The sequence below is a fragment of the Pseudoxanthomonas winnipegensis genome (assembly GCF_030322905.1).
Taxonomy (GTDB): Bacteria; Pseudomonadota; Gammaproteobacteria; order Xanthomonadales; family Xanthomonadaceae; genus Pseudoxanthomonas_A; species Pseudoxanthomonas_A winnipegensis.
On the sequence record NZ_CP095475.1, the window covers coordinates 1,180,745 to 1,205,722 of the forward strand.

Sequence of the window (24,978 nt, forward strand, 5' to 3'; positions counted from 1 at the left end):
GCCGACGCCGGGATGGGAAAGGACTGACCGCGCCTCGTGCTTTGGTGGGAGCCGCCATGGCGGCGATGAGGCTCGGCCGGACAATGCTTGAGCAGCGCTGAAACTTTGATGAGAAAAGCCCATCGCCGCCATGGCGGCTCCCACGCTGACTGGGGTCCGCACCCAACCGGTAGAGGCCCTCTGCGGATGGATCGGGGCTTCTTTCGAACCGAAGCCTCAACACATGACGCGCGAGGCAGCGGGCCGGCGGGCAGGGGGCGCGCCTAGCGAGGCAGGAGCCGAGCGCCCGAATCAGGGCAGGATGCCCTGATTGAGGGATAAGCGGCCACTGCCCGCCGGACCGCTGCCCTTCCGAAGTAGGGCGCTCAGGCGATGTGCTCCCTCAATCTGGAGTAGATCTTTCAGGTTCCCGTGGTGGGAAGTCCGGCCGCGCGAGAGCCTCCGCTGACAGCTACGCCTGCCTCAGGCCGGCTCGAAGCGGTTGGCCGCCACGTTCTTGCGCACGTGGCGCGGGTCCCAGATGCGGCCGTTCATGGCGATCCACACGCCTTCCGGCGCCGACTGCACCGCACCGACCGCGCAGCCGATGTTGAACTCGGCGTCCGACCCGCGGAAACCGGCCGGGTTGAGCGCACCGGTGAGCACGATCACACGGTCCTCCAGCGAGGCCAGCGCCTGCGCGGTCTGCACCATCGAATCGGTGCCATGGGTGATCAGCACATGGCGCGCGGACTGCGCGGCGATGGTGGCGCGCAGCAGCTCGCGGTCGGCGTCGGTGATGTGCAGCGAATCCTTGCGGATGATCGGGATCACCGTGAAGCGGAACGCGACGCCCAGCTCCTTGAGGATGCGACCGATCTGCGGCTCGCCGACCTGATAGTCGGACTTGTCGTCGAAGTAGATCTTGTCGATGGTGCCGCCGGTGGTGACGATGAGCAGATCGTCCATGGGCGAGGAAAGAGCGTTCACGGCGTGGTCCAGGCAGGGATCGAAGACGGACGATTTTAGCGTGCGTCGCCGTCGGCCTTCGGCTTGCGGCCCAGCCGCGCGCGCAGCCCCGGCCAGCTGGAGGTCAGCACGATGGCCAGCGCCAGCAGCAGCTCGATCCAGCCGTACAGCCGCACTTCCGGATGCGACCAGGCCGTCATGACCCCGTGGCTGAACCAGCCCAACGCCAGCACACCCGACCAGAACACCGCCAGCCGCGATCCCAGCCGCGCACCGATGGCCAGCACCAGCGGCGGGGCGGTGAACACCAGCAGCGTGGCCAGCGCGTGGCGATCGTCGCGGAACCACCAGCCGAACAGCGCCGACAGCGCCAGCAGCATCAGCGCCAGCAGCGGGCGCGGGGTGCGCACGCCGCTCATGGCGTGGCCTGCAGCCGACGCGCGATGTCGGCCAGGCGCCGGCCCAGCGCACGGGCCAGCGCGGCCTCTTCCTCGCTGGGCTGCGGATCGTCCTCGCCGCCGGCCACGTGGCTGGCGCCATAAGGCGTGCCGCCGGTGCGCGTGGTGCTCAGCTGCGGCTCGGTGAACGGAATGCCGGCGATCAGGCAGCCGTGGTGCAGCAGCGGAATCTGCATGCTCAGCAGCGTCGCTTCCTGTCCGCCGTGCTGGCTCGCGGTGGAGGTGAACACCGCCGCCGGCTTGCCCACCAGCGTGCCGCTGGCCCATTCGGCGCCCAGCGAATCGAAGAAGAACTTCATCGGCGCGGCCATGTTGCCGAAGCGCGTCGGGCTGCCGATCGCAAGCCCCGCGCAGTCGGCCAGGTCCTGCTTGTCGACGTACGGCGCCCCCTCGTCGGGGACCGGCGGCGCGCTGCGCTCGGTCACCACCGCCACCGGCGGCACGGTGCGCAGGCGCGCCGCCATGCCCTCGACCTCGCCGACGCCGCGTGCGATCTGCCGCGCCAGGCGCGCGACCGAACCGCCACGGCTGTAGTAGAGGACCAGGATCTCGGGCATCGGCGGGGCGTCCACGCGGCAAGGGGGCGCCAGTATCGGCGCTGGCAGGCCGGCTTGTCGCGGCCGAGGATGCTCGCCACCACAGCCGCCCACGCCACTTCGGGTAGGCTTGGCCCCGATGTCCCTGGCCTCCACCTTGCATCGCTGGAACGAGCACGTGCGCGACCGGGCGCGGCTGACGGCGTTCGCGCGCTTTCTGCTGGGGCGCTTCTGGGACGACCGCCTGTTCCAGACCGCGGCCGCGCTGGCCTATACGACCATGTTCGCGCTGGTGCCGCTGGCGATGGTGGTGTTCGGCGTGCTGGCCGCGTTCCCCGGTTTCCGCCAGTGGAGCGACACGCTCAGCGACTACGTGTTCTCCAACTTCGTGCCCAGCGCGGCGCGCTCGGCGCAAGGCTATCTGAAGGAGTTCGCCGCAGCGGCGCGCGATCTGACCGTGGCCGGCGTGATCGCGCTGGTGATCTCGCTGCTGATCACGCTCAACAGCGTCGAGGCCGCGTTCAACCGCATCTGGCGCGTGTCGGGCACGCGCCCGCGGCTGGGGCGCTTCGTCATGTACTGGACGGTGCTGACGCTGGGCGCGCTGCTGTCGGCCGCTTCGCTGGCGATCACCGCCAAGGTGTTCGCGCTGCCGCTGTTCCGGACCGCCGAGGGGCGGCAGGTGGCCTCGCTGGCCCTGTCACTGGCGCCGGTGCTGATCGAGCTGTGCGCCATCGCCGCGATCTACCGCGTGGTGCCGCATCGATCCATCCAGTGGCGCTACGCCTTCGCCGGCGCGCTGCTGGCCACGATCGGGCTGGAGGCGATCAAGTGGGGCATGGGCCTGTACTTGGCCAGCTTCAATTCCTATACGCGCATCTATGGCGCGGTGGCGGTGGCGCCGATCCTGATGCTGTGGATCTATCTGAGCTGGAGTTCGATCCTGCTCGGCGCCTCGCTGGCCTCGTCGATGGCGGCCTTCCGCTACCAGCCGCAGGCCATGCGCCTGCCGGAGGGCTTCGAGATCTACGGCCTGCTGCGCCTGCTCGGGCGCTTCGTCGAGGCGCGGCGCCACGGCCACGGCCTGACCGACAACCAGATCATGAAGCTCGAGCCGATGCTGACCGACTCGCTGGTCCAGGAACTGATCGGCCATTTGGCGCGCATCAACCTGCTGCGCTGTGCGGACGACGGCCAGTGGCTGCTGGCCCGCGATCTGGAAGACACCACGCTGGCCGAACTCTACGAGGCCTGCCAGCTGCGCATCCCCATCGCCGAGGTGACGCTGCCCTGCCAGGACGACGCGCTGGGCGTGGCCGCACGCGAGGCGCTGGATCGCGTCCGCCTGCCCGTGCGCGAGCTGCTGCAGCATCACGCCGGCACCCTCTACCGCAACCTGCCCGAGTCGCCCCGCTGATGACGCCCTCCCGTTCCCGCGTTCTGCCCCTGTCCCTGGCCTGCACGGCGCTGCTCGTGCTGGCGGCCTGCCAGCGCGCGCAGGCGCCCGCCACCTCCGCACCCGCCGTCGCCGCGCCCGAAACGACCACGCCCGAAGCGACCACCGCGCCGCCGTCCACGCCGCCCGCCGCCGATGGCCCGGTCGCGCTGAAGCTGACCGCCACCGACGGCAGCACGCTCGACCTGGCCACGCATCGCGGGCGCTGGGTGGTGGTGAACTTCTGGGCGACCTGGTGTCATCCCTGCCTGGCCGAGATGCCGGCCCTGTCCGAATTGGACCAGCGGCGCCAGGACATCGACGTGGTCGGCCTGGCCTTCGACGACATCGCGCCGGATGCGCTGGTGGCCTTCCTCAAGCAGCACCCGGTCGCCTATCCGATCGCGCAGGTGTCGATGGATCACCCGCCGGCCGCGTTCGAGCCGCCGGCCGGCCTGCCCACGACCTATCTGCTCGATCCGCAGGGCCGGATCGCCAAGCGCTTCCTCGGGCCGATCACCCCGCAGGAGATCGAACAGGCCGTCGACGCCGGCACGGCGGCCAAGTCCTGAGCGCCATCGCCGCCCGGTTCCTGGTCAGCGGACGCGTGCAGGGCGTGTTCTTTCGCGCCTCAACCCGCGATCAGGCCCGCGCGCTGGGGCTGGACGGCTACGCGCGCAATCTGGCCGATAGCCGGGTCGAAGTGGTGGCGCGCGGCGAGCCCGCCGCCGTGGAGGCGCTGGCCGCATGGCTGGCGCACGGCCCCGCGCTGGCGCGGGTCGATGAGCTGGAACGTGCCGCCTGGGATGAGGCGGTCGCGCCGGGCTTCGGCATCGGCTGACCGCCGCGGTGCTCAGCCGGTGCTCTGGCCCGGCAGCATGGCGGTGGCCAGACGGGCCAGGCCGCGGCGCGGCACTTCCGGGTCGAGCGACAGCTGCAGGGCCTGGGCCAGGCGCTGCGGGAAGGCCGCGTCGTTGTCCAGGAAGAAGGCCCGCGCGGCCTCGCCCAGCGCGGCGCAGGTCTCCGGGCTGAGCGCCAGTGCGCGTTCGACCACCGCCTCGATCGCCTCGGCCTCCACGCGATAGCGCGTGCCCAGCGCCATCGCCCGCTGCGCCGAGGGCTGCAGCAGCAGGCCGCGCTCGGGGGTGACCAGCTCGTTCATCGGCTCGCCGTCGGTGGTGATGACCACCGCGCCGGTGCTCAGCGCCTCGACCAGGTAGTGGCCGAAGCCTTCAGCCTCGGACGGACACAGGTGGAAGGCGTGCGCGTTCTGCAGTTCGCGCAGCTGCGCATCGTCCAGGTAGTCCAGGCGGTGGTTGATGTTGGGGGCCACGATCCGGGGCACATCGCGCGACTGCACCACCGTCAGGGTCGGCCACTCCGGGTGGCGCAGCCAGGCCTGGACCACCGCCTCGGTGCCCTTGGCGGTGCTGCGCCCGGCCACGTGCAGGAAGGCGCGGCGGCGCGGCACGCTGGCGTCGAAGCGGTCCTCGCTGGTGAAGCCGATGTAGCGCGTCTCGCAGCCCAGCGCGCCGAACACCCGCTCGGCGTGGCGGGTCTTGCACAGCACCCGCTCGAACCGCGGCAGCAGCGGCAGCCACTTGTCCAGCATCCACTCCGGATTGGGGACCAGCACGTTGCGCCGGGCGGCCGGCAGGCAGCCCCGGTAGACGCGCTCCAGGAAGATCTGGGTCTCGATGCGCCCGGTGGCCAGCGCCCCCAGTCGGGCGCGGGTCTGGCGCAGGTTGTTGCCCATGCGCGATCCGCCGAAGGCCAGCGCCTGGCTGCCGATCTGCGCGCTGGCCAGGGCCCGCGACATGATGACCAGGTCGCGGCGCAGCCCCACCCCGTTGTCACGGGTGATCAGGCGGACGCGCGGCGGGAGGGGGGGCGAGGCGGAAGCAGGGGCGAAATGCAGCATGGGTGACGTCCGGCACGGGCACAGGTGCCGTGATGAACACATGATGAAAGGTTTCGCGCATTTCGTCACGCTGCGGGGGCAGCATTTGTCACCGTGTATTCAGTCGCTGTGGCCCGGACGCCCTCGCCGGGCCATCGGCTGACGCGTTACCGGCGTTACCGCTCGTCGCTGGTATCCGGGAGCGGCTCGATCAGGTGGTAGCTCTCGGTCAGCAGCTTGCCGTGCAGGGGTTTCATGTCCAGCCGGGCCGGTGGCACGGTGGTATCCGGCAGGCGCGAGAGCAGGTCGCGGATCAGGGTGATGCGCCCACGCCGCTGGTCGTTGAAGTCCACCAGGGTCCACGGCGCGTGGTGAGTATGGGTAGCGGCCAGCATCGCCTCGCGCGCCTCGGTATAGGCCGCGTACTGCTTGCGCGCCTCCAGATCCACCGGCGAAAGCTTCCAGCGCTTGAGTGGGTCCTCCAGCCGTTCGGCGAAGCGCGCCTCCTGCTGGGCCTGGTCCACGGTCAGCCAGTACTTGAACAGCAGGATGCCGTCGTCGATCAGCAGCCGTTCGAAGATCGGCACCTGCTGCAGGAAGGACGTGTACTGGTCCGGCGTGCAGAAGCCCATGACCCGCTCCACGCCGGCGCGGTTGTACCAGCTGCGGTCCATCAGCACGATCTCGCCGCCGGCCGGCAGCTGCTGCACGTAGCGCTGGAAATACCACTGCGTGGCTTCGCGGTCGGACGGCTTGGGCAGCGCCACGACCTTGCACTGGCGCGGGTTGAGATGTTCGCGGATGGCATCGATGGCCCCGCCCTTGCCGGCGGTGTCGCGGCCTTCGAAGATCACCACCACGCGCTTGCCGGTCTGCAGCAGCCAGCGCGACAGGTTGACCAGCTGCAGCTGCAGCGGCGCGAGTGCTTCCTCGTAGTCCTTGCGCTTGAATTTCTTGCTCATGTCGGGTCCTGGCGCGGGCGTGGCGGCCGAGCTTATTCCTTCAGCCGTGGCCGCAGGGTCGCCAGGTTGCAGGGCCGGGTGCGGGCGTCGAGCTGGGCCGAGACGATCTTCTCCCAGGCCGTGCGGCAGGCCGAGGTCGAGCCCGGCAGGCAGAACACGAAGGTCCGGTTGGCGAGCCCGGCGAAGGCGCGCGACTGCAGCGAGGAGGTGCCGATCTCCTCCACGCTGACCGCGCGGAACAGCTCGCCGAAGCCGGGCATCTGCTTGTCCAGCAGCGGCGCGATCGCCTCGGGCGTGGAATCGCGCCCGGTGAAGCCGGTGCCGCCGGTGATCAGCACGCCGTCCACCTCGTCATCGGCGATCCAGGCCGAGACGATGGCGCGCATGCGGTAGATGTCGTCCTTCACCAGCGTGCGCTCGTGCAGCAGGTGGCCGGCGTCGGTGGCGGCCTGGACCAGATAGTCGCCGGAGCTGTCGTTGGCCAGGGTGCGCGAGTCGGAGACGGTCAGCACGCACAGGCGCAGGGGAATCAAGGTATCTGCATGGCTCATCGCGCCAGCCTAAGCCCAGGGCGGTGAGGCTTCAACGAAGGCCGCGTCCAAATGAAAGGCGCCGGCCTCCCGAAGGAAGCCGGCGCCGGTGCGGACCGCAGCTGACGCTTACGGCTGGGTGCTGGCGTTCGCCGACCCGTTGGCCGAGCCGCCGACCGAGGCGTTCACGCCATTGCGCGAGGCGCTGCCGCTGGCGTTGCCGCTGGTGTTGCCGGAGGCGGCGGCGTTGCTGGTGCTGTTGCCCAGGCTGTTGCCCAGCGCGCCGCTGCCGTTGGCGTTGCCCGAGGCCGAGCCGTTGGCGCTGGTCGACGCGGCGCTGTCACCGGCCTGCGAGGCGGCGCTGCCGACCTGGCTGGCGGCGCCCTGCACGCCACCCTGGGCGCGGGTCGCGGCGGCCTGCGCGCCGTTGCGCACGCGGCCGGCGGTGTTGCGCACGCCCTGCGCGGCCTGGCTGGCGCCGGCGCGGGCCGAGCCGGCGGCCTGCGCCGCGCTGGACTCGGCGGCGCTGGTCACGCCGCTGGTGTCGAGGCTGGCCGAGCCGGCCGCGTTGCCGGCCCCGTTGAGCGCACCGCTCAGATCGCCGTTCGAGGCGCTGGCGGCGGCGTTGCCGGTGCCGCTGGCGTCACCGGTCAGCTGCGCGGCCGAACCGGCGGCGCTGCCCAGCGCCTGCGCCTGGCCGCCGACCGACTGCGCCTGATCGCGCACCGAGGCGGCGGTGTCCGACGCGCGCTGGGTGGCGCGCTCGGCGCGGTTGCGGGTCTGCTGCAGGCGATCGCCGGCCATGCCGCGGGTGTTGTCGATGGTGTTGCCGATGCCGTTCACGGGCGCACCGACGCCGCCGATCTGACCGCCAAGGTTGCCGGCGCCGCCGATGGCGCCGCCCACCTGGCCACCCAGGCCGCCCAGGACCTGAGCCGATGCACCGGTGCTGGCCAGCGCGATGATGGCGGCCGTGGCCCACGTCAGAGTGTTGTGACGCATGAGATGTCTCCCTCGTTGGCGCGGGAAATCCGCTGCCTTCAGGAAGCACTACGGCCCAGCGGGAAAATTTCTTCCCGGCGTTTCTAACGTGTTGCCGCCTGTTCATCTGGCGTGCCCGGGACCAGCCCGCGGCCGTAGACCGGGTCCGGGCCCGGCTTGCCGAGGTCGCGCGCATGCGCCGCCAGCGCGGCGAGCAGGGCGTCGGCATCCTCGTCCGGATGCGCGGCCAAGGCTTGCGCGGCGAGCGCGGCCACGCGCGGGGCGGCGAACGAGGTGCCGCGCATGCGTTCGAACCTGCCGCCCGGCGCGGCGGCCTCCACCTGCGCGCCGACCGCCGCCAGATCCACCTGCGGACCGCGCCCGGCTTCGGGCAGGACGCGATCGCGCGGATCGACCGCGGTCACGCCGATCACCTCCGGATAGGCCGAAGGAAACAGCGGCGCCGCCGCCGGCCCGTCGTTGCCGACCGCGGCGACCACGACCATGCCGCGCCCGATGGCCGCGGCCACCGCCCGCTTGAGCAGCGCATTGTCCGGACCGACCAGGCTCAGATTGACCACGCGGACCTGCTGCCGGGCCAGCCAGGCCAGGGCCTGGGCGACCTCCAGCGCATTGCCGCCGGTCGGCGCGCCGCAGTTCACATCGGCGGCGAACAGCTGCACGCCGGGCTGCGCGCGCTGGCCATCGCCGACCAGCAGTGAGGCCACCGCGGTGCCGTGCAGGTCCGGGTGCGGCTGGTCGTCGCAGCCCCAGCGCTGCACCTGCGCGCCTTTCAGCGCGGGGTGGCCGGCGTCCACGCCGCTGTCGACCAGGCCGACGCGCCAGGGCGTGGCCGCCGCACTCGCGGCGGGCGTCACCGCAGCGCCGCTGGCCGCCTCGGCCGCGCCGCTGCTGGCATAGAGGTGGTCGTAGTCGTAGCTGCCGGCCGGATCGAGTGCGCGCAATGCCTCGACCGCCCGGCGCGTGGACTGGCCGGCCGGCGCGCGCAGCGGCACGACCTCCAGGTCCAGCCCGTCGAGCCGGCGCGGCGCCTCTACGGTGAAGCCCGCCTGGCGCGCACGTTCCAGCGCCTCGGGGGTCGGCGCCAGCGCCAGGACCTGGCTGCGGATCACCACGTTGTCGTTGGGATCGGTATCGAGCACGTCGCGGTGCTCGCGCAGCAGCTGGCGCTGGCCGAGCTGGCGTGCCTGGGTGAGGGTGCGGTCGGCCAGGGTGGTGGCGTCGCGCATCAGCGGGTCGACGACCTGCCCCAGCGTCCGGGTGATCGGCGCGGCGGTCTGCGGCAGGGGCGGCAGCGGCTGCAACTGGGCCAGGGCGACCGGCGCACAGGCCAGCAGCGCCGCAAGGGCGGCCGTCTGCGCTAGGATCGCGCCGCCTTGGGATCGCCGTGGCAGGGGGAAAAATGTTGCGCGGGTCATGGAAGCAATCTGGCTTCCCAATCGTATATCAGGCATGAAGCAGGACGCGGCGAGCCCGTCTTTCCGCCAGGCGTTGTGCGAGCGGCTGCCCAAACTCCGCCGTTACGCACGCAATCTGGCCGGCACACCGCACGATGCGGACGACCTGTTGCAGGTCGCCGCCGAGCGCGCGCTGGCGCGCGCGGCGCAGTGGGATCCGGCCCAGCCGCTGGATCCCTGGCTGTACCGCATCGTGCGCAACGCCTGGATCGACGAGGTGCGCGCGCGCCGGCGCGGCCAGGAGGTGTTCGCCGATGCGGAGCTGGGCGAGCAGGTCGGCGAGGACGCGGTCGGGGCGCACGCGCTGCGCATGTCGGTGGAGGCGGCGATGGCGCGCCTGCCGGAGGAACAGCGCAGCGCCATCGCGCTGGTGCTGGTGGAAGGCCTGGCCTACCGCGAGGCCGCGCAGGTGCTGGAGATTCCGATCGGCACCCTGACCAGCCGACTCGCGCGTGGACGCGAGGCGTTGCAGGCCCTGCTGGGCGAACCTGGAGAAGCGACATGAACATCGACGACGCCACCCTGATGGCCTACCTGGACGAAGCGCTGGACCCGCAGGACGCGGCGCAGGTCGATGCCGCCCTGGCGCGCGATCCGGAGCTGGCCGCGCGCGTGGCGCGGCAGCGGCGCCTGGACGCGCGTGTGCGCACCTCGCATGCCGCCGCGCTCGAAGAACCGGTGCCTGACGCGCTGGTGCAGTTCGTCCTGGGCCACGGCGCGGCATCGCCCGAGCCCGCGGCCGAGCCGACGGCGGCGCCGAGCAACGTGGTGGCGTTCCCGCCGCGCAAGCGGGCGCGCACGCTGTGGACGCACCTGGGCGCGCTGGCGGCCGGCGTCGTGCTGGCGGTGATCGCGCTGCCCTGGCTGCGCGGCACCGGCGGCGCGGATTGGGTACAGGGCGCCGACGGCCTGCAGGCGCGCGGCGCGCTGGCCGCCGCGCTGGACGATCAGCTCTCCGCCGATCACGCGGGCAAGGTGCAGATCGCCCTGAGCTTCCGCGACCAGGACGGGCAGTACTGCCGCGCCTTCCGCGTCGAATCGGCCAGGACCGCGGGCCTGGCCTGCCGCGGCGCCCAGGGCTGGTCGCTGCCGGTGCTGGCGCGCGATGCCGAGCACGCGCAGGGCGAGCTCAGGCAGGCCGCCTCGCCGCTGCCGCCGGCGGTGCTCGATGCAGTGGATGCGCGTATCGACGGCGACGCGCTGGATGCCGGCGGGGAGCAGGCCGCGCGCAAGGCGGGCTGGCGCTGAGTGACGGGCAAGCTATCGGACCAGAGGCGGGCGAGATGTCGCTGCTGGAAGCGCGCCTTGCCTAGTCTGCTTTCCGTTTAAAGCCCCCACAGCCCCACTACCGTCGTTCCCGCGAATGCGGGAACCCATGGACGTTGGCGCGGGAAACTCAAAGGCGCTGGATTCCCGCGTTCGCGGGAACGACGGCTGCCGGTGTTCTGACTCGGGCGGCCATCACCTGGTTCGATGCCCTTCAATCTGAAGCTTCACGTCCATGGATTCCCGCCTTCGCGGGAATGACGGACTGATGCATGTCAGCGAGTGCATAGACGGCGCGGGTTCTCCCGGCCTGGGCTCTTGGTCTTTAGCCTGCCGCGCCGTTCCTCGACCCGCTACGCGCGTGCCGGAATGACCGCCTGATCCACCCAGCAGGCGCGCCCACGCTCCGCGCTTGGCTCAACCCTCAGCCAACCGCGCCAGTTCGTCGGCCTGGTGCTCCTGCGCCAGCCGGCCGATCAGTTCGTCCATGCCGCCTTCGATGATGTTGGGCAGGTCGTACAGGGTCAGGCCCTCGACGCGGTGGTCGGTGATGCGGCCCTGCGGGAAGTTGTAGGTGCGGATGCGCTGGCTGCGGTCGCCGCTGCCGACCTGCAGTTTGCGCGTCTGCGCCTCGGCCGCGGCCTGCCGGCTGCGCTCGGCGTCCAGCAGCTGGGCCTTGAGCCGCTTCATGGCCTTGTCGCGGTTGGCGTGCTGGCTGCGCTCGGTCTGCGATTCGACCACCACGCCGGTCGGCACGTGGGTGATGCGGATCGCCGAATCGGTCTTGTTGACGTGCTGGCCGCCGGCGCCGGAGGAGCGGAAGGTGTCGACCTTCAGGTCGGCCGGGTTGATCACGATCTCCTCGACCTCGTCGGCCTCGGGGATGATCGCCACCGTCGCGGCGGAGGTATGGATGCGGCCCTGCGATTCGGTCGCCGGCACGCGCTGCACGCGATGGGTGCCCGACTCGAACTTCAGCCGGGAATACGCGCCGCGGCCGACGATGCGCGCCACCACTTCCTTGTAGCCGCCGTGCTCGCCGGGGCTGTCGGATTCCACTTCCACCTTCCAGCCCTGGCGCTCGGCATAGCGTGCGTACATGCGGAACAGGTCGCCGGCGAAGATCGCCGCCTCGTCGCCGCCGGTGCCGGCGCGCACTTCAAGGAACAGGTTGCCCTCGTCGCGCGGATCGCGCGGGACCAGCAGGGCCAGCAGTTCGTCCTCCAGCTCGGCCAGGCGCGTCTGGGCGCTGGCGATTTCCTCTTCGGCCAGCTCGCGCATCTCCGGGTCGGCGCGCAGCGCCTCGGCGGCGACCAGGTCGGCCTTGGCGCGGGCCTCGGCGTCCAGTGCGCTGGCCAGCGGCGCCAGCTGGACGAACTCGCGCGAGAGGTCGCGGAAGCGGGTGGTGTCGGCGACGACGGACGGGTCGGCGAGCAGGCGTTCGAGTTCTTCGCGACGCTCGGCCAGCGCCTCCAGCTTACGGCGCAGGGTCGGCGTCATCGGGCAACGTGGCGTGGGAGTAGGGGGCCTTGGCCGGGAACAGCCGTTCGGCGGCGCGGGTGAGTTCGGTATCGCCGCGCAGCGCCGCTTCGCGCAGGGCGGCGGTCGGCGGGTGCAGCAGGCGATTGGTCAGGGTGTGGGCCAGCTGCTCCAGCACCTGGGCCGGGTCGCGGCCGTTGGCCAGCTGGGCCTGGGCCTTCTCCAGCGCGTCGCGGCGGGTGGTCTCGCCGTAGGCGCGCAGGCGCTTGAGCGGCTCCTGGCGCGGGGCGGCCTGCAGGGTTTCGACGAAGCGCGCCACCTGCAGGTCGATGATGGCCTCGGCCTCGTCGGCGGCCTGGCGGCGGCTGCGGCGGTTTTCCTCGACCGCGCGTTCCAGGTCGTCGACGGTATAGAGGTAGGCGTCGGCCAGGTCGGCGACGCTGGCCTCGATGTCGCGCGGCACGGCCAGGTCGAACAGCATCATCGGCTTGTGCCGGCGTCGCGTCAGCGCCTGGGCGACCTGTGCGCGGCTGATCACCGGCTCGCGCGCGGCGGTGGCGGAGAACACCACGTCGGCCTCGGCCAGGTGGCGGTCCAGTTCGTCCAGGGGCAGGGCATAGCCGCCGTGCTGGCTGGCCAGCGCCTGGGCATGGGCCAGGGTGCGGTTGGCGATCAGCAGGCGCCGCACCTTGCCCTCGCTCAGGTGCCGGGCGGCCAGCTCGATGGTCTCGCCGGCGCCGACCAGCAGCACGGTCGAGTCGCTCAGGCGGGCGAAGGAGTTCTGCGCCAGCCGCACCGCGGTGGAGGCCACCGACACCGGGTTGGCGCCGACGCGGGTGTCGGTGCGCGCGCGCTTGGCCACGGCGAAGGCCTGCTGGAACAGCCGGTCCAGGCCGTTGCCCAGCGCCTGATGCTCGCGCGCCAGGGCCCAGGCGTCCTTCACCTGGCCCAGGATCTGCGGCTCGCCCAGCACCATGGAATCCAGCCCGGTGGCCACGCGGAACAGGTGGCGCACGGCCTCGGCATCGCGGTGGCGATACAGATACGTGTCCAGCCCCTCGCCATGCGCGGCCAGCCACTGCACCAGCGGCGTGGCGTCGTCGGCCACGGCGTAGAGCTCGGTCCGGTTGCAGGTGGACAGCAGCGCGGCCTCGCTGACCTGCGGCAGGGCGCGCAGCGCGTCCAGCGCCGCCGGCAGCGCCTCGCCGGCAAACGCCACCCGTTCGCGCAGGGTGACCGGCGCGGTCTGGTGATTCAGTCCAAGGACCCACAACGTCATTTCGGGGCTTGCGCTAAGCTGCTGGCGTGTTGTTGCCCGCCATTTTACGGCCCGGTTCCCCCTAATGCCCGCAAAGATGCGTTTCGTCCCGCCGTTGCTGCTGTTCGTTGCCGGATTCGCATCCTCTGCCGCGGTGCTCGCCAAGGAGTCGGTCCCGCCAGGCGGGACGACCGGCGCGGTGCTCGAGCCGGTCATGGCCGGCGAATTCGCCCTGCAGGCCGGCAAGCTGCCCGAGGCCGCGCGCTGGTACCTGCAGGCCGCCCAGGCCGGCCACGACGTGGGCCTGGCCGAACTGGCCACCCGCATCGCCCTGCTGGCCAATGACGACGCGCGCGCTGCGCAGGCGCTGGCGCTGTGGCAGCAGCGCGCGCCCAGTTCGCTGGCCATGCGCGCCGCCCAGGCCACCGTGGCGCTGCGCGAGGGGCGCGAGCGCGTGGCCCGGCGCCAGCTCGAATCCCTGCTGCGCGACAAGGACCCGCAGGCCTGGCGCTACGCGCTGACCGTGCTGGGCAGCGGCGGCCGCGACCCGGCTTTGGCCGGGCGCCTGCTCGGCCAGTTGCTGGACGACAAGGCGCTGCCGAACGACCTGACCGCCTGGCTGGCCTTCGGCGGCCTGGCCCAGTCGCTGGACCAGCCGGCGCTGGCCGAACGCATCGTCGGCGAGGTGGTCAAGCGCTTCCCGGTCAATCCGCGCGTGGCCCTGCTGCATGCCAGCCAGCTGCGCCAGGCCGGCAAGCTCGATCAGGCCCGCCAGGTGCTGGCCGACCTGCAGGGCCAGGCCAACCTGGACCCGTCGGTGCGCCTGGGCGTGGCCGCCGAATACGACCACCTGGGCTCGCCCGCGCTGGCCGCCGCCGCCCTGGCCAAGGGGCCCCAGGACACGCGCAGCTTCGGTTTGCGCGCCTCGCTGCTGGCTAAGGCCCAGGATGACGCCGGCCTGGCCGCGTTGTACGACGAGGCCAAGGCCTCGGCCGAGGCGCAGGACCCGGCCCAGCGCCTGCTGCTGGGCCAGATCGCCGAATACCTCAAGCGTCCGCAGGACGCGCTGGGGTGGTACGAGGGCGTCGGCGCCGGCGAGCACGCGATCGAGGCGCGCCTGCGCGCGATCGGCACGCTCGACCAGCTCGGCCGCACCGACGAGGCCTTCGCCCGGGTCCATGCCATGCAGGCCGACGCGTCCATCGACGAATCCGCCCGCCGCGACGCCTACCTGCTGGAGGCCGAGCTGCGCCAGAAACACGACGACGATGCCGGCGAACTGGACGCCCTGGCGCGCGGCCTGGCCGCCTATCCCGACGACAACAACCTGCTCTACGCGCGCGGCCTGGCCTGGGAGCGGCGCGACCGCATCGACCGCGCCGAGGCCGACCTGCGCCGCGTGCTGGTCACCGACCCGACCAACACCGCCGCGCTCAACGCGCTGGGCTACACCCTGGCCGACCGCACCGACCGCTACAAGGAAGCGCTGGAGCTGATCGACCGCGCCCGCGCCGCGGCGCCGGACGAGGCGGCCATCATCGACAGCTACGGCTGGGTGCTCTATCGCCTGGGCCGCAAGGACGAGGCGCTGGTGCAGCTGCGCCGCGCCTACACACTGATGAAGGACCCGGAGATCGCCGCCCACCTGGGTCAGCTGCTGTGGGAGAAGGGCCAGCACGAGGAGGCGCGCAAGCTGTTCGACGAGGCGCGCCGGCTCGATCCGGACAACCGCTCGCTGCAGCGCGCGCTGGAGAAGACCGGCGCATGACCGCTCGCCTCCTGTCCGTGGCCGCGCTGTGCGGCGTCCTGCTGCTGGCCGGCTGCGCCAGCCCCGGCGTGCGTGGGCCGGCGCCGACCCCGGTCGATGCTGGTATCGCGGCCGACGCCCAGGCCGCGCGCGAGACCTGGCTGGCCGCCCACCGCGACTGGTCGATGACCGGGCGGGTGGCGATCCGCCGCGCCGACAAGGGCGGCAGCGGCCGCATCGACTGGACCCAGCGCGGCGACGCGTTCGATGTCGCGCTCGCCGCCCCGGTCACGCGCCAGACCTGGCGCCTGGTCGGCAGCCCCGGGCAGGTGCGGCTGGAGGGCGTCGACGGCGGCCCGCGCCAGGGCGCCGACGCCGGCCAGCTGCTGCTGGAGACCACCGGCTGGGAGATTCCCGTGCAGGCCCTGGCCTACTGGATTCGCGGCCAGGCCGCGCCGACGCTGGCGCCGGCCCGGCTCGCCTACGGTGCCGACGGGCAGCTGTCCCAGCTGCAGCAGGGCGGCTGGACCATCGACTTCACCGCCTGGCAGCCGCCGGCGGCGGACGGCACGCCGGCGCTGCCGGCGCGGATCGAGGCCCAGCGCGGCGATGCGCGCGTGCGCCTGATCGTCGACACCTGGCAACCGGCCGTCGCGACGCCATGAGCCAGCCCTCCGTGTCCGGCGGCTGGTCCTGGTGGCCGGCGCCGGCCAAGCTGAACCTGTGTCTGCGCATCACCGGCCGTCGCCCGGACGGTTATCACGCACTACAGAGCGCCTTCCGGCTGCTCGAATGGGGTGACACGGTCGGCATCCGGCTGCGCCAGGACGGGGTGATCTCCCGCGTCGGCACCTCGGTGCCGGGCGTGGCGGAGGCCGACGACCTGCTGGTCCGTGCCGCCAAATTGTTGCAAACGCACGCCAACGTCGCGCTTGGTGCGGATATCCGCGTCGAAAAGCGCATCCCGGCCGGCGGTGGCTTCGGCGGCGGTTCGTCCGATGCCGCCACCGTCCTGCGCGTCCTGGACCATCTCTGGGGCACGGCCCTGGGCGAGGACGCGCTGGCCGCGCTGGGCCTGACGCTGGGCGCGGACGTGCCGATCTTCGTGCGCGGGCGCAACGCCTGGGCCGAAGGCGTCGGCGAGCGCCTGACCCCGATCGTGCTGCCGCCGGCCTGGTATGTGCTGGTCGACCCCGGCCTGCATGTCGCCACGCCGGTCCTGTTCGCCTCCCCGGATTTGACGCGCAATGCCGCACCCGTGAAAATAGCGGACTTCCTTTCCGGATCCGTGCCCGACAACGTGTTCGAGCCGGTGCTGCGTCGTCGCGAACCTGCCATCGAGGCGGTCTTCGCCACGCTCTCGCGCATCGGGACGCCACGACTGACGGGGACGGGCAGCGGCTGTTTCGTGGAGTTCGCAAGCCTTCAGGCCGCCCAGGCCGGACTGGCCTTGCTGCCGAGCGAACTGCGCGGCTGGGTGGTGGCCGGGGCGGCGCGTTCGCCCCTGCTGGACGCCCTGGACGGGAGCGCACGCAAGGACTGATCCACTGGGGCGTCGCCAAGAGGCCTAAGGCACCGGGTTTTGATCCCGGCATTTCGTAGGTTCGAATCCTACCGCCCCAGCCAATGTCCTCATCGCATGCGCGCGCGGCCCGACCGGTTGCCTCATCGGCCCGGGACGCGCAAGGCGAGTCCTCGGCCTGCACGCCACGCAGTCCGGCGCCCGTGCAGTGCCGTCCATCCCGCTTTCCTGCCGCTGTCCCACGAGATTCCCCATGCAAGACGATCGCAGCCTGCTGGTCTTTTCCGGCAACGCCAACAAGCCGCTGGCCCACAGCATCTGCCGCGAACTCGGCGTGCGTCCGGGCAAGGCGATGGTCTCGCGCTTCTCCGATGGCGAAGTGCAGGTGGAGATCGAGGAGAACGTGCGCCGGCAGGAGGTGTTCGTGATCCAGCCGACCTGCGCGCCCAGCGCCGAGAACCTGATGGAGCTGCTGGTGATCATCGACGCGCTCAAGCGCGCCAGCGCCGCCAGCGTCACCGCGGTGGTGCCGTACTTCGGCTACTCGCGCCAGGATCGCCGCCTGCGCTCCTCGCGCGTGCCGATCACCGCCAAGGTCGCCGCCAAGATGTTCAGCGCGGTCAACGCCGACCGCGTGCTCACCGTCGATCTGCACGCCGACCAGATCCAGGGCTTCTTCGACATCCCGGTCGACAACGTCTACGCCTCGCCGCTGCTGCTGGCCGACATCTGGCGCGCCTACGGCACCGACAAGATGATGGTGGTCTCGCCGGACGTGGGCGGCGTGGTGCGCGCCCGCGCGGTCGCCAAGCGCCTGGACGATGCTGAGCTGGCGATCATCGACAAGCGCCGTCCGCGCGCCAACGTGTCCACGGTGATGAACATCATCGGCGACGTCGAGGGCAAGGAGTGCGTGATGGTCGACGACATCGTCGACACCGCCGGCACCCTGTGCGCCGCCGCCGCGGCGCTGAAGGACCGGGGTGCGACCAAGGTCGCCGCCTACTGCACCCATCCGGTGCTGTCCGGCCCGGCCGTGGACAACCTCAACAAGTCGGTGCTGGACGAGCTGGTGGTCACCGACACCATCCCGCTGTCGGATGCGGCCAAGGGCTGCAGCAAGATCCGCCAGCTGTCGGTGGCCAGCATGCTGGCCGAGACCATCCGCCGCATCGCCTTCGGCGAGTCGGTCAGCTCGCTGTACGTGGATTGAGGTCGGGATTGGGGATTGGGCATTGGCGATTCGCAGGGCGTTAGCGCGCTTGGCGAATCCCCAATCCCGAATGCCGAATCCCGGCCTTCCAACGGCTCTCCTGGTCGCGGGGGAGTCGCATCGCCACCGCGAGGTGGCTTACTCAAGCAAAGAAGTGAAAAGCCCATGGCAACGACACATGAAATCAAGGTGGAGCGCCGCGAGGACGGGGGGAAGGGTGCGAGCCGCCGCCTGCGTCACGCCGGTAGCGTCCCCGCCATCGTCTACGGTGGCGACCTCAAGCCGGTCAGCATCCAGCTGAGCCACAACGACGTCTGGCTGGCCAGCCAGCACGACTGGTTCTACTCCTCGATCCTCTCGCTGAGCCTCAACGGCGACGTGCAGAAGGTGCTGCTGCGTGACATGCAGCGCCATCCGTACAAGCAGCAGATCATGCACCTGGACTTCCAGCGCGTGAACGACAAGGAGTCCATCCGCACCGCCGTGCCGCTGCACTTCCTGGGCCAGGACACCTCGCCGGCCGGCAAGGCCGCCGACGTCGTGGTCGCCCACGAGCTCAACGAAGTCGTGGTCGAGTGCCTGCCGGGCGACCTGCCCGAGTTCATCGAGCTGGACCTGTCCAACCTGGCCGTCGGCGACGTGATCCACCTCTCGCAGCTCAAGCTGCCCAAGGGCGTGGAACTGCCGGAGCTGAAGCTGGGCGCCGAGCACGACGTGGCCGTGGTCACCGCCAAGTACGTCAAGGTCGAGGACGAGTCCGCCGAGGGCGAGGCGTCGGCCGACGTGCCGGCCGCCAAGGTCGCCGACGACAGCGAAGCCAAGGACGCCGAGTAACCGGACGCGCCGGGGCGCGCCAGCGGCGCGTCCCGGCGGTTCGGCGAACCTTCGATGGAAGGCGTGCGTCTCATCGTCGGGCTGGGCAATCCCGGACCCGAACACCTGCGGACCCGGCACAACGCCGGGTTCCGTTTTGTCGACACCCTCGCCATGCAGCTGGGCGCGCGCTTCGCCGTGGACGCCAAGCTGTTCGGCGAGACCGCCCAGGTCAGCGTGGGCGGGCAGACCGTGCGCCTGCTCAAGCCGGCCACCTACATGAATCTATCGGGCAAGTCGGTGGTGGCGGCCCTGCGCTTCTGGAAGCTCGAGCCCGAGCAGACGCTGCTGGTCCACGACGAACTGGACCTGCCGCCCGGCATCGCGCGCCTGAAGTTCGACGGCGGCCACGGCGGCCAGAACGGGCTGCGCGACACCATCAGACTGCTGGGCCACGCGCGCTTCGGCCGCCTGCGCATCGGCATCGGCCATCCCGGCCACAAGGACAAGGTCACCGGCTGGGTGCTGGGCCGACCGAGCGCGGACGACGAAATCCTGATCGGCCGTGCGATCGACGACGCGCTGGACGTGCTGCCCCTGGCAGTGGCCGGCGATTTCAACGAGGCGATGAAGCGGTTGCATACGCAGGGCAAATAGGGAATGGGGAATGGGGAATGGAAAGGCGGCCACGCTCTTCGATTCCCTATTCCCGATTCTCCATTCCCGGATGACACACATGGGCATCAAATGCGGCATCGTCGGCCTGCCGAACGTTGGCAAGTCGACCCTCTTCAACGCGTTGACCAAGGCGGGCATCGCCGCGGCCAACTTCCCGTTCTGCACCATCGAGCCCAACGTGGGCGTGGTGCCGGTGCCGGATCCGCGCCTGGGCGCGCTGGCGGAAATCGTCAAGCCGCAGCGGGTCGTGCCCACGGCGGTGGAGTTCGTCGACATCGCCGGCCTGGTCGCCGGTGCGGCCAGCGGTGAGGGCCTGGGCAACAAGTTTCTGGCGCACATCCGCGAGGTCGATGCGATCACCCACGTGGTGCGCTGCTTCGAGCATGGCGACATCATCCACGTGAACAACAAGGTCGATCCGATCTCGGACATCGAAACCATCGACACCGAGCTGGCGCTGGCCGACCTGGACAGCGTGGAGAAGGCGCTCAATCGCGCCGAGCGCGGCGCCAAGGGCGGCGACAAGGAAATGATCGCGCGCAAGCCGGTGCTGGAGAAGCTGCGCAAGGCGCTGGACGACGGCAAGCCCGGTCGTGCGGCCGGCCTCGACGAGGAGGAGAAGGCGCTGGTGCGCGACCTGTTCCTGCTCACCCTCAAGCCGGTGATGTACATCGCCAACGTGCTGGAGGACGGCTTCGAGAACAATCCGCACCTGGACGCCGTGCGCGCCCGCGCGCAGGCCGAGGGCGCCCAGGTGGTGCCGGTGTCGGCGGCGATCGAAGAGGAGCTCTCGCAGCTGGAGGACGCCGACCGCGACGCCTTCCTGGCCGACCTGGGCCTGGAAGAGCCGGGCCTGAACCGCGTGATCCGCGCCGCCTACCAGCTGCTGGGCCTGCAGACCTATTTCACCGCCGGCGTGCAGGAAGTGCGCGCCTGGACGGTCAAGGCCGGCTCGACCGCGCCCAAGGCCGCGGCGGTGATCCACACCGACTTCGAGAAGGGCTTCATCCGCGCCGAGACCATCGCCTACGACGATTTCATCAAGTACAAGGGCGAGGCGGGGGCCAAGGAAGCCGGGCGCCTGCGCCTGGAAGGCAAGGAGTACAAGGTGCAGGAAGGCGACATCCTGCACTTCCGCTTCAACGTCTGAAGCCGGATGCGGCCCGCCGGGTCGCTATTGCCAAGCCGTCACGAAAAGGCCGCGCATTGCGCGGCCTTTTCGTTGCATGCGCCCCGGGGTCGCTGAGATGCCCCCTATCGTCGTTCCCGCGAACGCGGGAACCCAGCGACTTTGGCACAGTGAGCCAAGGGCGCTGGGCGCTGCGGACACGGCAGGCGTCATCCGTTCCCGGATCCCGCCGGACCGCTCAATCCGAGCGGCCCACCAGTTCACGCCCGATCAGCATGCGTCGGATCTCCGAGGTGCCCGCGCCGATCTCGTAGAGCTTGGCGTCGCGCCACAGCCGCCCGGTCGGGTACTCGTTGATGTAGCCGTTGCCGCCCAGCGCCTGGATCGCCTGTCCGGCCATCCAGGTGGCCTTCTCGGCGCTGTAGAGGATCGCCCCGGCCGCGTCCTTGCGCGTGCTGCGGCCGCGGTCGCAGGCCCGCGCCACCGCGTACACGTAGGCGCGGCAGGCGTTGAAGCCCACGTACATGTCGGCCAGCTTGCCCTGCATCAGCTCGAACTCGCCGATCGGCCGGCCGAACTGCCGCCGCTGGCGCACGTAGGGCAGCACCGTGTCCAGGCACGCGGCCATGATCCCCAGCGGACCGCCGGAGAGCACGATGCGCTCGTAGTCCAGGCCGGACATCAGCACCTTCACGCCCTGGCCCAGGCCGCCCAGGATGTTCTCCTCGGGCACCTCGCAGTCCTCGAACACCAGCTCGCAGGTGTTCGACCCGCGCATGCCCAGCTTGTCCAGCTTCTGCGCGGTGGAAAAGCCCTTGAACCCGCGCTCGACGATGAACGCCGTGATGCCGCGCGCCCCGGCCGCAGGATCGGTCTTGGCGTACACCACCAGCGTGTGCGCGTCGGGCCCGTTGGTGATCCACATCTTGGTGCCGTTGAGCAGGTAGCGATCGCCGCGCCGTTCCGCGCGCAGCTTCATGCCGACCACGTCCGAGCCGGCGCCGGCCTCGCTCATCGCCAGCGCGCCGATGTGCTCGCCGCTGACCAGCCTGGGCAGGTAGCGCGCCTTCTGGGCGGCGTCGCCGTTCTTGCGCAGCTGGTTGACGCACAGGTTGGAATGCGCGCCGTAGGACAGGCCGATGGCCGAGCACGCGCGCGAGATCTCCTCCATGGCCACCACGTGCGCCAGGTAGCCCAGCGCCGTGCCGCCGTACTCCTCCTCCACGGTCAGGCCGAGCAGGCCCATCTGCCCCAGCTGCGGCCACAGCGCGTTGGGGAAGGCGTTGTCGCGGTCGGCCTGGTCGGCCAGCGGGGCGATCACCTCGCTGGAAAACGTGCGCACGGCGTCGCGGAGCTGGTCGATGTCCTCGCCAAGCTCGAAGCTGAAATCCTGTGTCATGAGTCTCCGAAGTCAGGCGCCACGCCACGATTCGACGCGCTGCGCACCATACAGGCTGAAGACGAGCGCCCGTGATGGCACGCCGCAGGGCAACATGGTGCTTCCCGTGGCGGCCATTGCCTGCCACAATGCGCGCCCCCGCGGCAGGCCGCCGCGGGGCTCGCCTGCGAAGGCGAGCATGCGCCCGCTCCAGGCGCACCGGTGAATCGGGCAGATCCTCGCGCAGTCGTTGACAGCACATCGATCCCACGCCAGAATCACCGGCTGTTTCACCCCGGCCCGAAAGGCCGGACCCAAGCGTCATCCGGAGGGATACCCAAGCGGCCAACGGGGGCAGACTGTAAATCTGCTGGCTTACGCCTTCGGTGGTTCGAATCCACCTCCCTCCACCAAGAAGTTCGAGCAGTTGCGGTATCCCGGCGCGGGAGTAGTTCAACGGTAGAACCTCAGCCTTCCAAGCTGATGGTGCGGGTTCGATTCCCGTCTCCCGCTCCATTGAACTGCCGCTCCATCGTCGCCAGATGGTCCGCAGCTGCCACACGTTTCACGCTCACGTAGCTCAGTCGGTAGAGCACCTCCTTGGTAAGGAGGAGGTCGAAGGTTCGATTCCTTTCGTGAGCACCATCCAAGCAGTACGTTTCACCCTCTTATCTAACGATCCGAGAAGAAGCAGCCATGGCAAAGGGTAAGTTCGAGCGCACCAAGCCGCACGTGAACGTGGGCACGATTGGTCACGTTGACCATGGCAAGACGACGCTGACGGCGGCGCTGACCAAGGTGGGCGCGGAGCGTTTCGGTGGCGAGTTCAAGGCCTACGACGCGATCGACGCGGCGCCGGAAGAGAAGGCGCGCGGCATCACGATCTCCACGGCGCACGTGGAATACGAATCGCCGAGCCGCCACTACGCGCACGTGGACTGCCCGGGCCACGCCGACTACGTGAAGAACATGATCACCGGCGCCGCCCAGATGGACGGTGCGATCCTGGTGTGCTCGGCCGCTGACGGCCCGATGCCGCAGACCCGCGAGCACATCCTGCTCTCGCGTCAGGTGGGCGTGCCGTACATCGTCGTGTTCCTGAACAAGGCCGACATGGTGGACGACGCCGAGCTGCTGGAGCTGGTGGAGATGGAAGTCCGCGAACTGCTGAGCAAGTACGAGTTCCCGGGCGACGACACCCCGATCATCCACGGTTCGGCCCGTCTGGCACTGGAAGGCGACCAGTCGGAGATCGGCGTGCCGGCGATCCTGAAGCTGGTCGAGGCGCTGGACACCTGGATCCCGACCCCGGAGCGTGACGTCGACAAGGCGTTCCTGATGCCGGTGGAAGACGTGTTCTCGATCTCGGGCCGCGGCACCGTGGTGACCGGCCGTATCGAGCGCGGCGTGATCAAGGTGGGCGAGGAAATCGAGATCGTCGGTATCCGCCCGACCCAGAAGACGACCGTGACCGGCGTGGAAATGTTCCGCAAGCTGCTGGACCAGGGCCAGGCGGGCGACAACGCGGGTCTGCTGCTGCGCGGCACCAAGCGTGACGACGTGGAGCGTGGCCAGGTGCTGGCCAAGCCGGGTTCGATCACCCCGCACACCGAGTTCGAGGCCGAGGTGTACGTGCTGTCCAAGGACGAGGGTGGCCGTCACACGCCGTTCTTCAAGGGCTACCGTCCGCAGTTCTACTTCCGCACCACCGACATCACCGGTGCGATCGAGCTGCCGGAAGGCACCGAGATGGTGATGCCGGGCGACAACGTGAAGATGAAGGTCACGCTGATCAACCCGGTGGCGATGGACGAAGGCCTGCGCTTCGCGATCCGCGAGGGTGGCCGTACCGTCGGCGCCGGCGTGGTGGCCAAGATCATCAAGTGACGTGACGGCGCGCTCGCGCGCAAGCGCGGGCGCCTTTGCCGGAACGTCATCCCCGCGAAAGCGGGGATCCAGCGACTCGACATAGACGCACCAAGCTATCAGTCCCGCACCCGCGGGAGTCCACGCATCGGCACGGGCGAGTCTTGCGGTTCGCCGGTGCCTTTACAGTTCATACGCCAGTAGCTCAATTGGCAGAGCAGCGGTCTCCAAAACCGCAGGTTGGGGGTTCGAGTCCCTCCTGGCGTGCCACTGTCCAGATCGTCCCGCCTTCGCAGGCGGTGCAGTGCAAGGCGGCACATCCAACCCGAATGAACAGCAAGATCCAACCATCCAAGGCGCCGACCACGTCCGCGGGCGATATCGCCAAGTACGTGGCGGCCGGGGCACTGGTCGTTGCCGGCCTGGTGGTGTGGTGGTGGTCTGCCGGCCAGTGGGCGACCCCGCTGCGCGCGCTGATCGTGATCGTCGGCCTGGTCGCCGGCGCCGCGGTGTTTGTGGCCACGGCCAAGGGCAAGGACACCCTGGAATTCCTGTCCGAGTCGCGCTTCGAGCTGCGCAAGGTGGTGTGGCCGACCCGTCAGGAGTCGCTGCGCATGACCTGGGTGGTGATGGTGGTGGTGGTGATCCTCAGCCTGATCCTGGCTGGCTTCGACTTCGGCATTCAGTGGCTGGTCGAAAAACTGTTCACGATGGGCCGTTGAGGAGATTTCCACAGTGAAGCGTTGGTATGTGGTACACGCCTATTCAGGCTTTGAGAAGTCCGTGGCACAGGCGCTGCGCGATCGGATCGTGCGCGACGGCATGGAAGATCGCTTCGGCGACGTGCTGGTGCCCACCGAGGAAGTGGTGGAGATGCGGTCGGGCCAGAAGCGCCGGTCCGAGCGCAAGTTCTTCCCCGGCTACGTGCTGGTCCAGATCGAGACCCACGACGAAGCCGGCATCCCGCGCATGGACAACGAGTCTTGGCACCTGGTGAAGGACACCAGCAAGGTCCTGGGCTTCATCGGCGGCACCGCCGACCGTCCGCTGCCGATCCGTGACGAAGAGGCAGCCGCGATCCTGGACCGTGTTCAGGAAGGCGTCGAGAAGCCGCGTCCGAAGGTGCTGTTCGAGCCGGGCGAGATGGTGCGCGTGGTCGACGGCCCGTTCAATGACTTCAACGGCGTGGTCGAGGAAGTCAATTACGAGAAGAGCCGCCTGCGCGTGGCCGTGCTCATCTTCGGCCGCTCCACCCCGGTGGAGCTGGAATTCGGCCAGGTCGAGAAGGCCTGAGCCCCCGCCGCCGGCGCCGCTTGCGCCGGACGGCCCAAAACCTGCTATAGTGCGCGGCTCCCTTGTCCGGTCAGCCGGGCAACCGCAATGGCCGCCCTCGTTGGCGGC

The 24,978-nt window shown here is 70.3% G+C and carries 26 protein-coding genes and 5 tRNA genes; 20 read left to right on the plus strand and 11 right to left on the minus strand.

Annotation, left to right across the window (positions count from 1 at the left end):
* Window positions 1-462: 462 nt before the first annotated feature.
* From MWN52_RS05095 to wrbA, 3 genes are read right to left on the minus strand one after another with little or no spacing between them, the layout of a single operon-like run.
* Window positions 463-948, minus strand: a complete 486-nt coding sequence (locus MWN52_RS05095; protein WP_286577682.1) for an asparaginase domain-containing protein — start codon at window positions 946-948, stop codon at window positions 463-465.
* A 56-nt stretch (window positions 949-1,004) separates the two neighbouring features.
* Window positions 1,005-1,367, minus strand: a complete 363-nt coding sequence (locus MWN52_RS05100) for a DUF2069 domain-containing protein (RefSeq protein ID WP_286576898.1) — start codon at window positions 1,365-1,367, stop codon at window positions 1,005-1,007.
* Complete coding sequence (gene wrbA, locus MWN52_RS05105; RefSeq protein ID WP_130523398.1) at window positions 1,364-1,963, minus strand: NAD(P)H:quinone oxidoreductase; 600 nt, start codon at window positions 1,961-1,963, stop codon at window positions 1,364-1,366. The genes MWN52_RS05100 and wrbA overlap by 4 nt, the downstream gene beginning before the upstream one ends.
* Before the next feature lie 118 nt (window positions 1,964-2,081).
* Here wrbA and MWN52_RS05110 point away from each other — a divergent pair, with 118 nt between their 5' ends.
* The 3 genes from MWN52_RS05110 to MWN52_RS05120 are packed head-to-tail and all read left to right on the plus strand — an operon-like array spanning window position 2,082 to window position 4,218.
* Complete coding sequence (locus tag MWN52_RS05110) at window positions 2,082-3,359, plus strand: YihY family inner membrane protein (protein WP_286576900.1); 1,278 nt, start codon at window positions 2,082-2,084, stop codon at window positions 3,357-3,359.
* The gene (locus MWN52_RS05115; RefSeq protein WP_286576902.1) at window positions 3,359-3,949 is read left to right on the plus strand and encodes a TlpA family protein disulfide reductase; all 591 of its coding nucleotides are present in this window, start codon (window positions 3,359-3,361) and stop codon (window positions 3,947-3,949) included. Before MWN52_RS05110 ends, MWN52_RS05115 begins: the two co-directional genes overlap by 1 nt.
* 44 nt (window positions 3,950-3,993) lie before the next feature.
* Window positions 3,994-4,218: an acylphosphatase gene (locus tag MWN52_RS05120; protein ID WP_425608082.1), complete on the plus strand. Its 225-nt coding sequence runs from the start codon at window positions 3,994-3,996 to the stop codon at window positions 4,216-4,218.
* A gap of 12 nt (window positions 4,219-4,230) precedes the next feature.
* Here the strand turns inward: MWN52_RS05120 and MWN52_RS05125 are convergent, their stop codons facing one another.
* From MWN52_RS05125 to MWN52_RS05145, 5 genes are all read right to left on the minus strand, one after another.
* A complete protein-coding gene (locus tag MWN52_RS05125; RefSeq protein ID WP_345783508.1) occupies window positions 4,231-5,298 on the minus strand; it encodes a glycosyltransferase in 1,068 nt (355 codons plus the stop codon).
* A 155-nt stretch (window positions 5,299-5,453) separates the two neighbouring features.
* The gene (gene ppk2 / locus MWN52_RS05130) at window positions 5,454-6,239 is read right to left on the minus strand and encodes a polyphosphate kinase 2 (protein WP_286576903.1); all 786 of its coding nucleotides are present in this window, start codon (window positions 6,237-6,239) and stop codon (window positions 5,454-5,456) included.
* A gap of 32 nt (window positions 6,240-6,271) precedes the next feature.
* A complete protein-coding gene (gene moaB / locus MWN52_RS05135; protein WP_286576905.1) occupies window positions 6,272-6,790 on the minus strand; it encodes a molybdenum cofactor biosynthesis protein B in 519 nt (172 codons plus the stop codon).
* 108 nt (window positions 6,791-6,898) lie between these two features.
* The gene (locus MWN52_RS05140) at window positions 6,899-7,771 is read right to left on the minus strand and encodes a hypothetical protein (RefSeq protein WP_286576907.1); all 873 of its coding nucleotides are present in this window, start codon (window positions 7,769-7,771) and stop codon (window positions 6,899-6,901) included.
* An 83-nt stretch (window positions 7,772-7,854) separates the two neighbouring features.
* Window positions 7,855-9,189: a S8 family serine peptidase gene (locus MWN52_RS05145; RefSeq protein WP_286576908.1), complete on the minus strand. Its 1,335-nt coding sequence runs from the start codon at window positions 9,187-9,189 to the stop codon at window positions 7,855-7,857.
* A gap of 34 nt (window positions 9,190-9,223) precedes the next feature.
* Here MWN52_RS05145 and MWN52_RS05150 point away from each other — a divergent pair, with 34 nt between their 5' ends.
* Window positions 9,224-9,733, plus strand: a complete 510-nt coding sequence (locus MWN52_RS05150; protein WP_286576910.1) for an RNA polymerase sigma factor — start codon at window positions 9,224-9,226, stop codon at window positions 9,731-9,733.
* Window positions 9,730-10,476: an anti-sigma factor gene (locus MWN52_RS05155; protein WP_286576912.1), complete on the plus strand. Its 747-nt coding sequence runs from the start codon at window positions 9,730-9,732 to the stop codon at window positions 10,474-10,476. Before MWN52_RS05150 ends, MWN52_RS05155 begins: the two co-directional genes overlap by 4 nt.
* Window positions 10,477-10,911: 435 nt before the next feature.
* On the opposite strand, the gene prfA is transcribed toward MWN52_RS05155, so the two are convergent.
* Window positions 10,912-11,994: a peptide chain release factor 1 gene (gene prfA, locus MWN52_RS05160; RefSeq protein ID WP_286576914.1), complete on the minus strand. Its 1,083-nt coding sequence runs from the start codon at window positions 11,992-11,994 to the stop codon at window positions 10,912-10,914.
* On the minus strand, window positions 11,972-13,252 hold the full coding sequence (gene hemA, locus MWN52_RS05165; protein WP_130523406.1) for a glutamyl-tRNA reductase: 1,281 nt from the start codon (window positions 13,250-13,252) through the stop codon (window positions 11,972-11,974). Before hemA ends, prfA begins: the two co-directional genes overlap by 23 nt.
* Window positions 13,253-13,316: 64 nt before the next feature.
* Here hemA and MWN52_RS05170 point away from each other — a divergent pair, with 64 nt between their 5' ends.
* From MWN52_RS05170 to ychF, 8 genes are all read left to right on the plus strand, one after another.
* Entirely contained in the window at window positions 13,317-14,999 is a 1,683-nt protein-coding gene (locus MWN52_RS05170; protein WP_165394565.1) for a tetratricopeptide repeat protein, read from the plus strand.
* Window positions 14,996-15,643 (plus strand): lipoprotein insertase outer membrane protein LolB, encoded by a 648-nt coding sequence (gene lolB / locus MWN52_RS05175; RefSeq protein WP_286576917.1) that lies wholly within the window; start codon window positions 14,996-14,998, stop codon window positions 15,641-15,643. The genes MWN52_RS05170 and lolB overlap by 4 nt, the downstream gene beginning before the upstream one ends.
* Complete coding sequence (ispE, locus tag MWN52_RS05180) at window positions 15,640-16,521, plus strand: 4-(cytidine 5'-diphospho)-2-C-methyl-D-erythritol kinase (RefSeq protein ID WP_286576919.1); 882 nt, start codon at window positions 15,640-15,642, stop codon at window positions 16,519-16,521. The genes lolB and ispE overlap by 4 nt, the downstream gene beginning before the upstream one ends.
* A gap of 5 nt (window positions 16,522-16,526) precedes the next feature.
* A tRNA-Gln gene (locus MWN52_RS05185) sits at window positions 16,527-16,604 on the plus strand.
* A 149-nt stretch (window positions 16,605-16,753) separates the two neighbouring features.
* A complete protein-coding gene (locus MWN52_RS05190; protein WP_130515930.1) occupies window positions 16,754-17,713 on the plus strand; it encodes a ribose-phosphate diphosphokinase in 960 nt (319 codons plus the stop codon).
* A gap of 165 nt (window positions 17,714-17,878) precedes the next feature.
* Window positions 17,879-18,547 carry a 50S ribosomal protein L25/general stress protein Ctc gene (locus MWN52_RS05195; RefSeq protein WP_130515932.1) on the plus strand — a complete coding sequence of 223 codons (669 nt, stop codon included), beginning with the start codon at window positions 17,879-17,881 and terminating at the stop codon, window positions 18,545-18,547.
* A gap of 54 nt (window positions 18,548-18,601) precedes the next feature.
* Window positions 18,602-19,183 (plus strand): aminoacyl-tRNA hydrolase, encoded by a 582-nt coding sequence (gene pth / locus MWN52_RS05200; protein ID WP_131658398.1) that lies wholly within the window; start codon window positions 18,602-18,604, stop codon window positions 19,181-19,183.
* 79 nt (window positions 19,184-19,262) lie between these two features.
* Window positions 19,263-20,354: a redox-regulated ATPase YchF gene (gene ychF, locus MWN52_RS05205; RefSeq protein ID WP_130515936.1), complete on the plus strand. Its 1,092-nt coding sequence runs from the start codon at window positions 19,263-19,265 to the stop codon at window positions 20,352-20,354.
* Window positions 20,355-20,571: 217 nt separating this feature from the next.
* Here the strand turns inward: ychF and MWN52_RS05210 are convergent, their stop codons facing one another.
* Entirely contained in the window at window positions 20,572-21,732 is a 1,161-nt protein-coding gene (locus tag MWN52_RS05210) for an isovaleryl-CoA dehydrogenase (protein WP_130533643.1), read from the minus strand.
* A 306-nt stretch (window positions 21,733-22,038) separates the two neighbouring features.
* On the opposite strand from MWN52_RS05210, the gene MWN52_RS05215 reads away from it, so the two are divergent.
* From MWN52_RS05215 to nusG, 7 genes are all read left to right on the plus strand, one after another.
* Window positions 22,039-22,124, plus strand: a tRNA-Tyr gene (locus MWN52_RS05215).
* A 29-nt stretch (window positions 22,125-22,153) separates the two neighbouring features.
* Window positions 22,154-22,227, plus strand: a tRNA-Gly gene (locus MWN52_RS05220).
* A gap of 53 nt (window positions 22,228-22,280) precedes the next feature.
* Window positions 22,281-22,356: transfer RNA gene (locus tag MWN52_RS05225), tRNA-Thr, on the plus strand.
* A gap of 51 nt (window positions 22,357-22,407) precedes the next feature.
* The gene (tuf, locus tag MWN52_RS05230; protein ID WP_130515940.1) at window positions 22,408-23,598 is read left to right on the plus strand and encodes an elongation factor Tu; all 1,191 of its coding nucleotides are present in this window, start codon (window positions 22,408-22,410) and stop codon (window positions 23,596-23,598) included.
* A gap of 173 nt (window positions 23,599-23,771) precedes the next feature.
* Window positions 23,772-23,847, plus strand: a tRNA-Trp gene (locus MWN52_RS05235).
* A 59-nt stretch (window positions 23,848-23,906) separates the two neighbouring features.
* Entirely contained in the window at window positions 23,907-24,299 is a 393-nt protein-coding gene (gene secE, locus MWN52_RS05240) for a preprotein translocase subunit SecE (RefSeq protein WP_130515941.1), read from the plus strand.
* Window positions 24,300-24,312: 13 nt separating this feature from the next.
* Window positions 24,313-24,870 (plus strand): transcription termination/antitermination protein NusG, encoded by a 558-nt coding sequence (gene nusG, locus MWN52_RS05245; protein WP_130515943.1) that lies wholly within the window; start codon window positions 24,313-24,315, stop codon window positions 24,868-24,870.
* Window positions 24,871-24,978 lie beyond the last annotated feature (108 nt).

Coding starts and splice junctions, on each gene's coding strand:
- MWN52_RS05095 (WP_286577682.1), bottom strand. CDS start 948: ATGGACGATCTGCTCATCGTCACCACCGGCGGCACCATCGACAAGATC.
- MWN52_RS05100 (WP_286576898.1), bottom strand. CDS start 1,367: ATGAGCGGCGTGCGCACCCCGCGCCCGCTGCTGGCGCTGATGCTGCTG.
- wrbA (WP_130523398.1), bottom strand. CDS start 1,963: ATGCCCGAGATCCTGGTCCTCTACTACAGCCGTGGCGGTTCGGTCGCG.
- MWN52_RS05110 (WP_286576900.1), top strand. CDS start 2,082: ATGTCCCTGGCCTCCACCTTGCATCGCTGGAACGAGCACGTGCGCGAC.
- MWN52_RS05115 (WP_286576902.1), top strand. CDS start 3,359: ATGACGCCCTCCCGTTCCCGCGTTCTGCCCCTGTCCCTGGCCTGCACG.
- MWN52_RS05125 (WP_345783508.1), bottom strand. CDS start 5,298: ATGCTGCATTTCGCCCCTGCTTCCGCCTCGCCCCCCCTCCCGCCGCGC.
- ppk2 (WP_286576903.1), bottom strand. CDS start 6,239: ATGAGCAAGAAATTCAAGCGCAAGGACTACGAGGAAGCACTCGCGCCG.
- moaB (WP_286576905.1), bottom strand. CDS start 6,790: ATGAGCCATGCAGATACCTTGATTCCCCTGCGCCTGTGCGTGCTGACC.
- MWN52_RS05140 (WP_286576907.1), bottom strand. CDS start 7,771: ATGCGTCACAACACTCTGACGTGGGCCACGGCCGCCATCATCGCGCTG.
- MWN52_RS05145 (WP_286576908.1), bottom strand. CDS start 9,189: ATGACCCGCGCAACATTTTTCCCCCTGCCACGGCGATCCCAAGGCGGC.
- MWN52_RS05150 (WP_286576910.1), top strand. CDS start 9,224: ATGAAGCAGGACGCGGCGAGCCCGTCTTTCCGCCAGGCGTTGTGCGAG.
- MWN52_RS05155 (WP_286576912.1), top strand. CDS start 9,730: ATGAACATCGACGACGCCACCCTGATGGCCTACCTGGACGAAGCGCTG.
- prfA (WP_286576914.1), bottom strand. CDS start 11,994: ATGACGCCGACCCTGCGCCGTAAGCTGGAGGCGCTGGCCGAGCGTCGC.
- hemA (WP_130523406.1), bottom strand. CDS start 13,252: ATGACGTTGTGGGTCCTTGGACTGAATCACCAGACCGCGCCGGTCACC.
- MWN52_RS05170 (WP_165394565.1), top strand. CDS start 13,317: ATGCCCGCAAAGATGCGTTTCGTCCCGCCGTTGCTGCTGTTCGTTGCC.
- lolB (WP_286576917.1), top strand. CDS start 14,996: ATGACCGCTCGCCTCCTGTCCGTGGCCGCGCTGTGCGGCGTCCTGCTG.
- ispE (WP_286576919.1), top strand. CDS start 15,640: ATGAGCCAGCCCTCCGTGTCCGGCGGCTGGTCCTGGTGGCCGGCGCCG.
- MWN52_RS05190 (WP_130515930.1), top strand. CDS start 16,754: ATGCAAGACGATCGCAGCCTGCTGGTCTTTTCCGGCAACGCCAACAAG.
- MWN52_RS05195 (WP_130515932.1), top strand. CDS start 17,879: ATGGCAACGACACATGAAATCAAGGTGGAGCGCCGCGAGGACGGGGGG.
- pth (WP_131658398.1), top strand. CDS start 18,602: ATGGAAGGCGTGCGTCTCATCGTCGGGCTGGGCAATCCCGGACCCGAA.
- ychF (WP_130515936.1), top strand. CDS start 19,263: ATGGGCATCAAATGCGGCATCGTCGGCCTGCCGAACGTTGGCAAGTCG.
- MWN52_RS05210 (WP_130533643.1), bottom strand. CDS start 21,732: ATGACACAGGATTTCAGCTTCGAGCTTGGCGAGGACATCGACCAGCTC.
- tuf (WP_130515940.1), top strand. CDS start 22,408: ATGGCAAAGGGTAAGTTCGAGCGCACCAAGCCGCACGTGAACGTGGGC.
- secE (WP_130515941.1), top strand. CDS start 23,907: ATGAACAGCAAGATCCAACCATCCAAGGCGCCGACCACGTCCGCGGGC.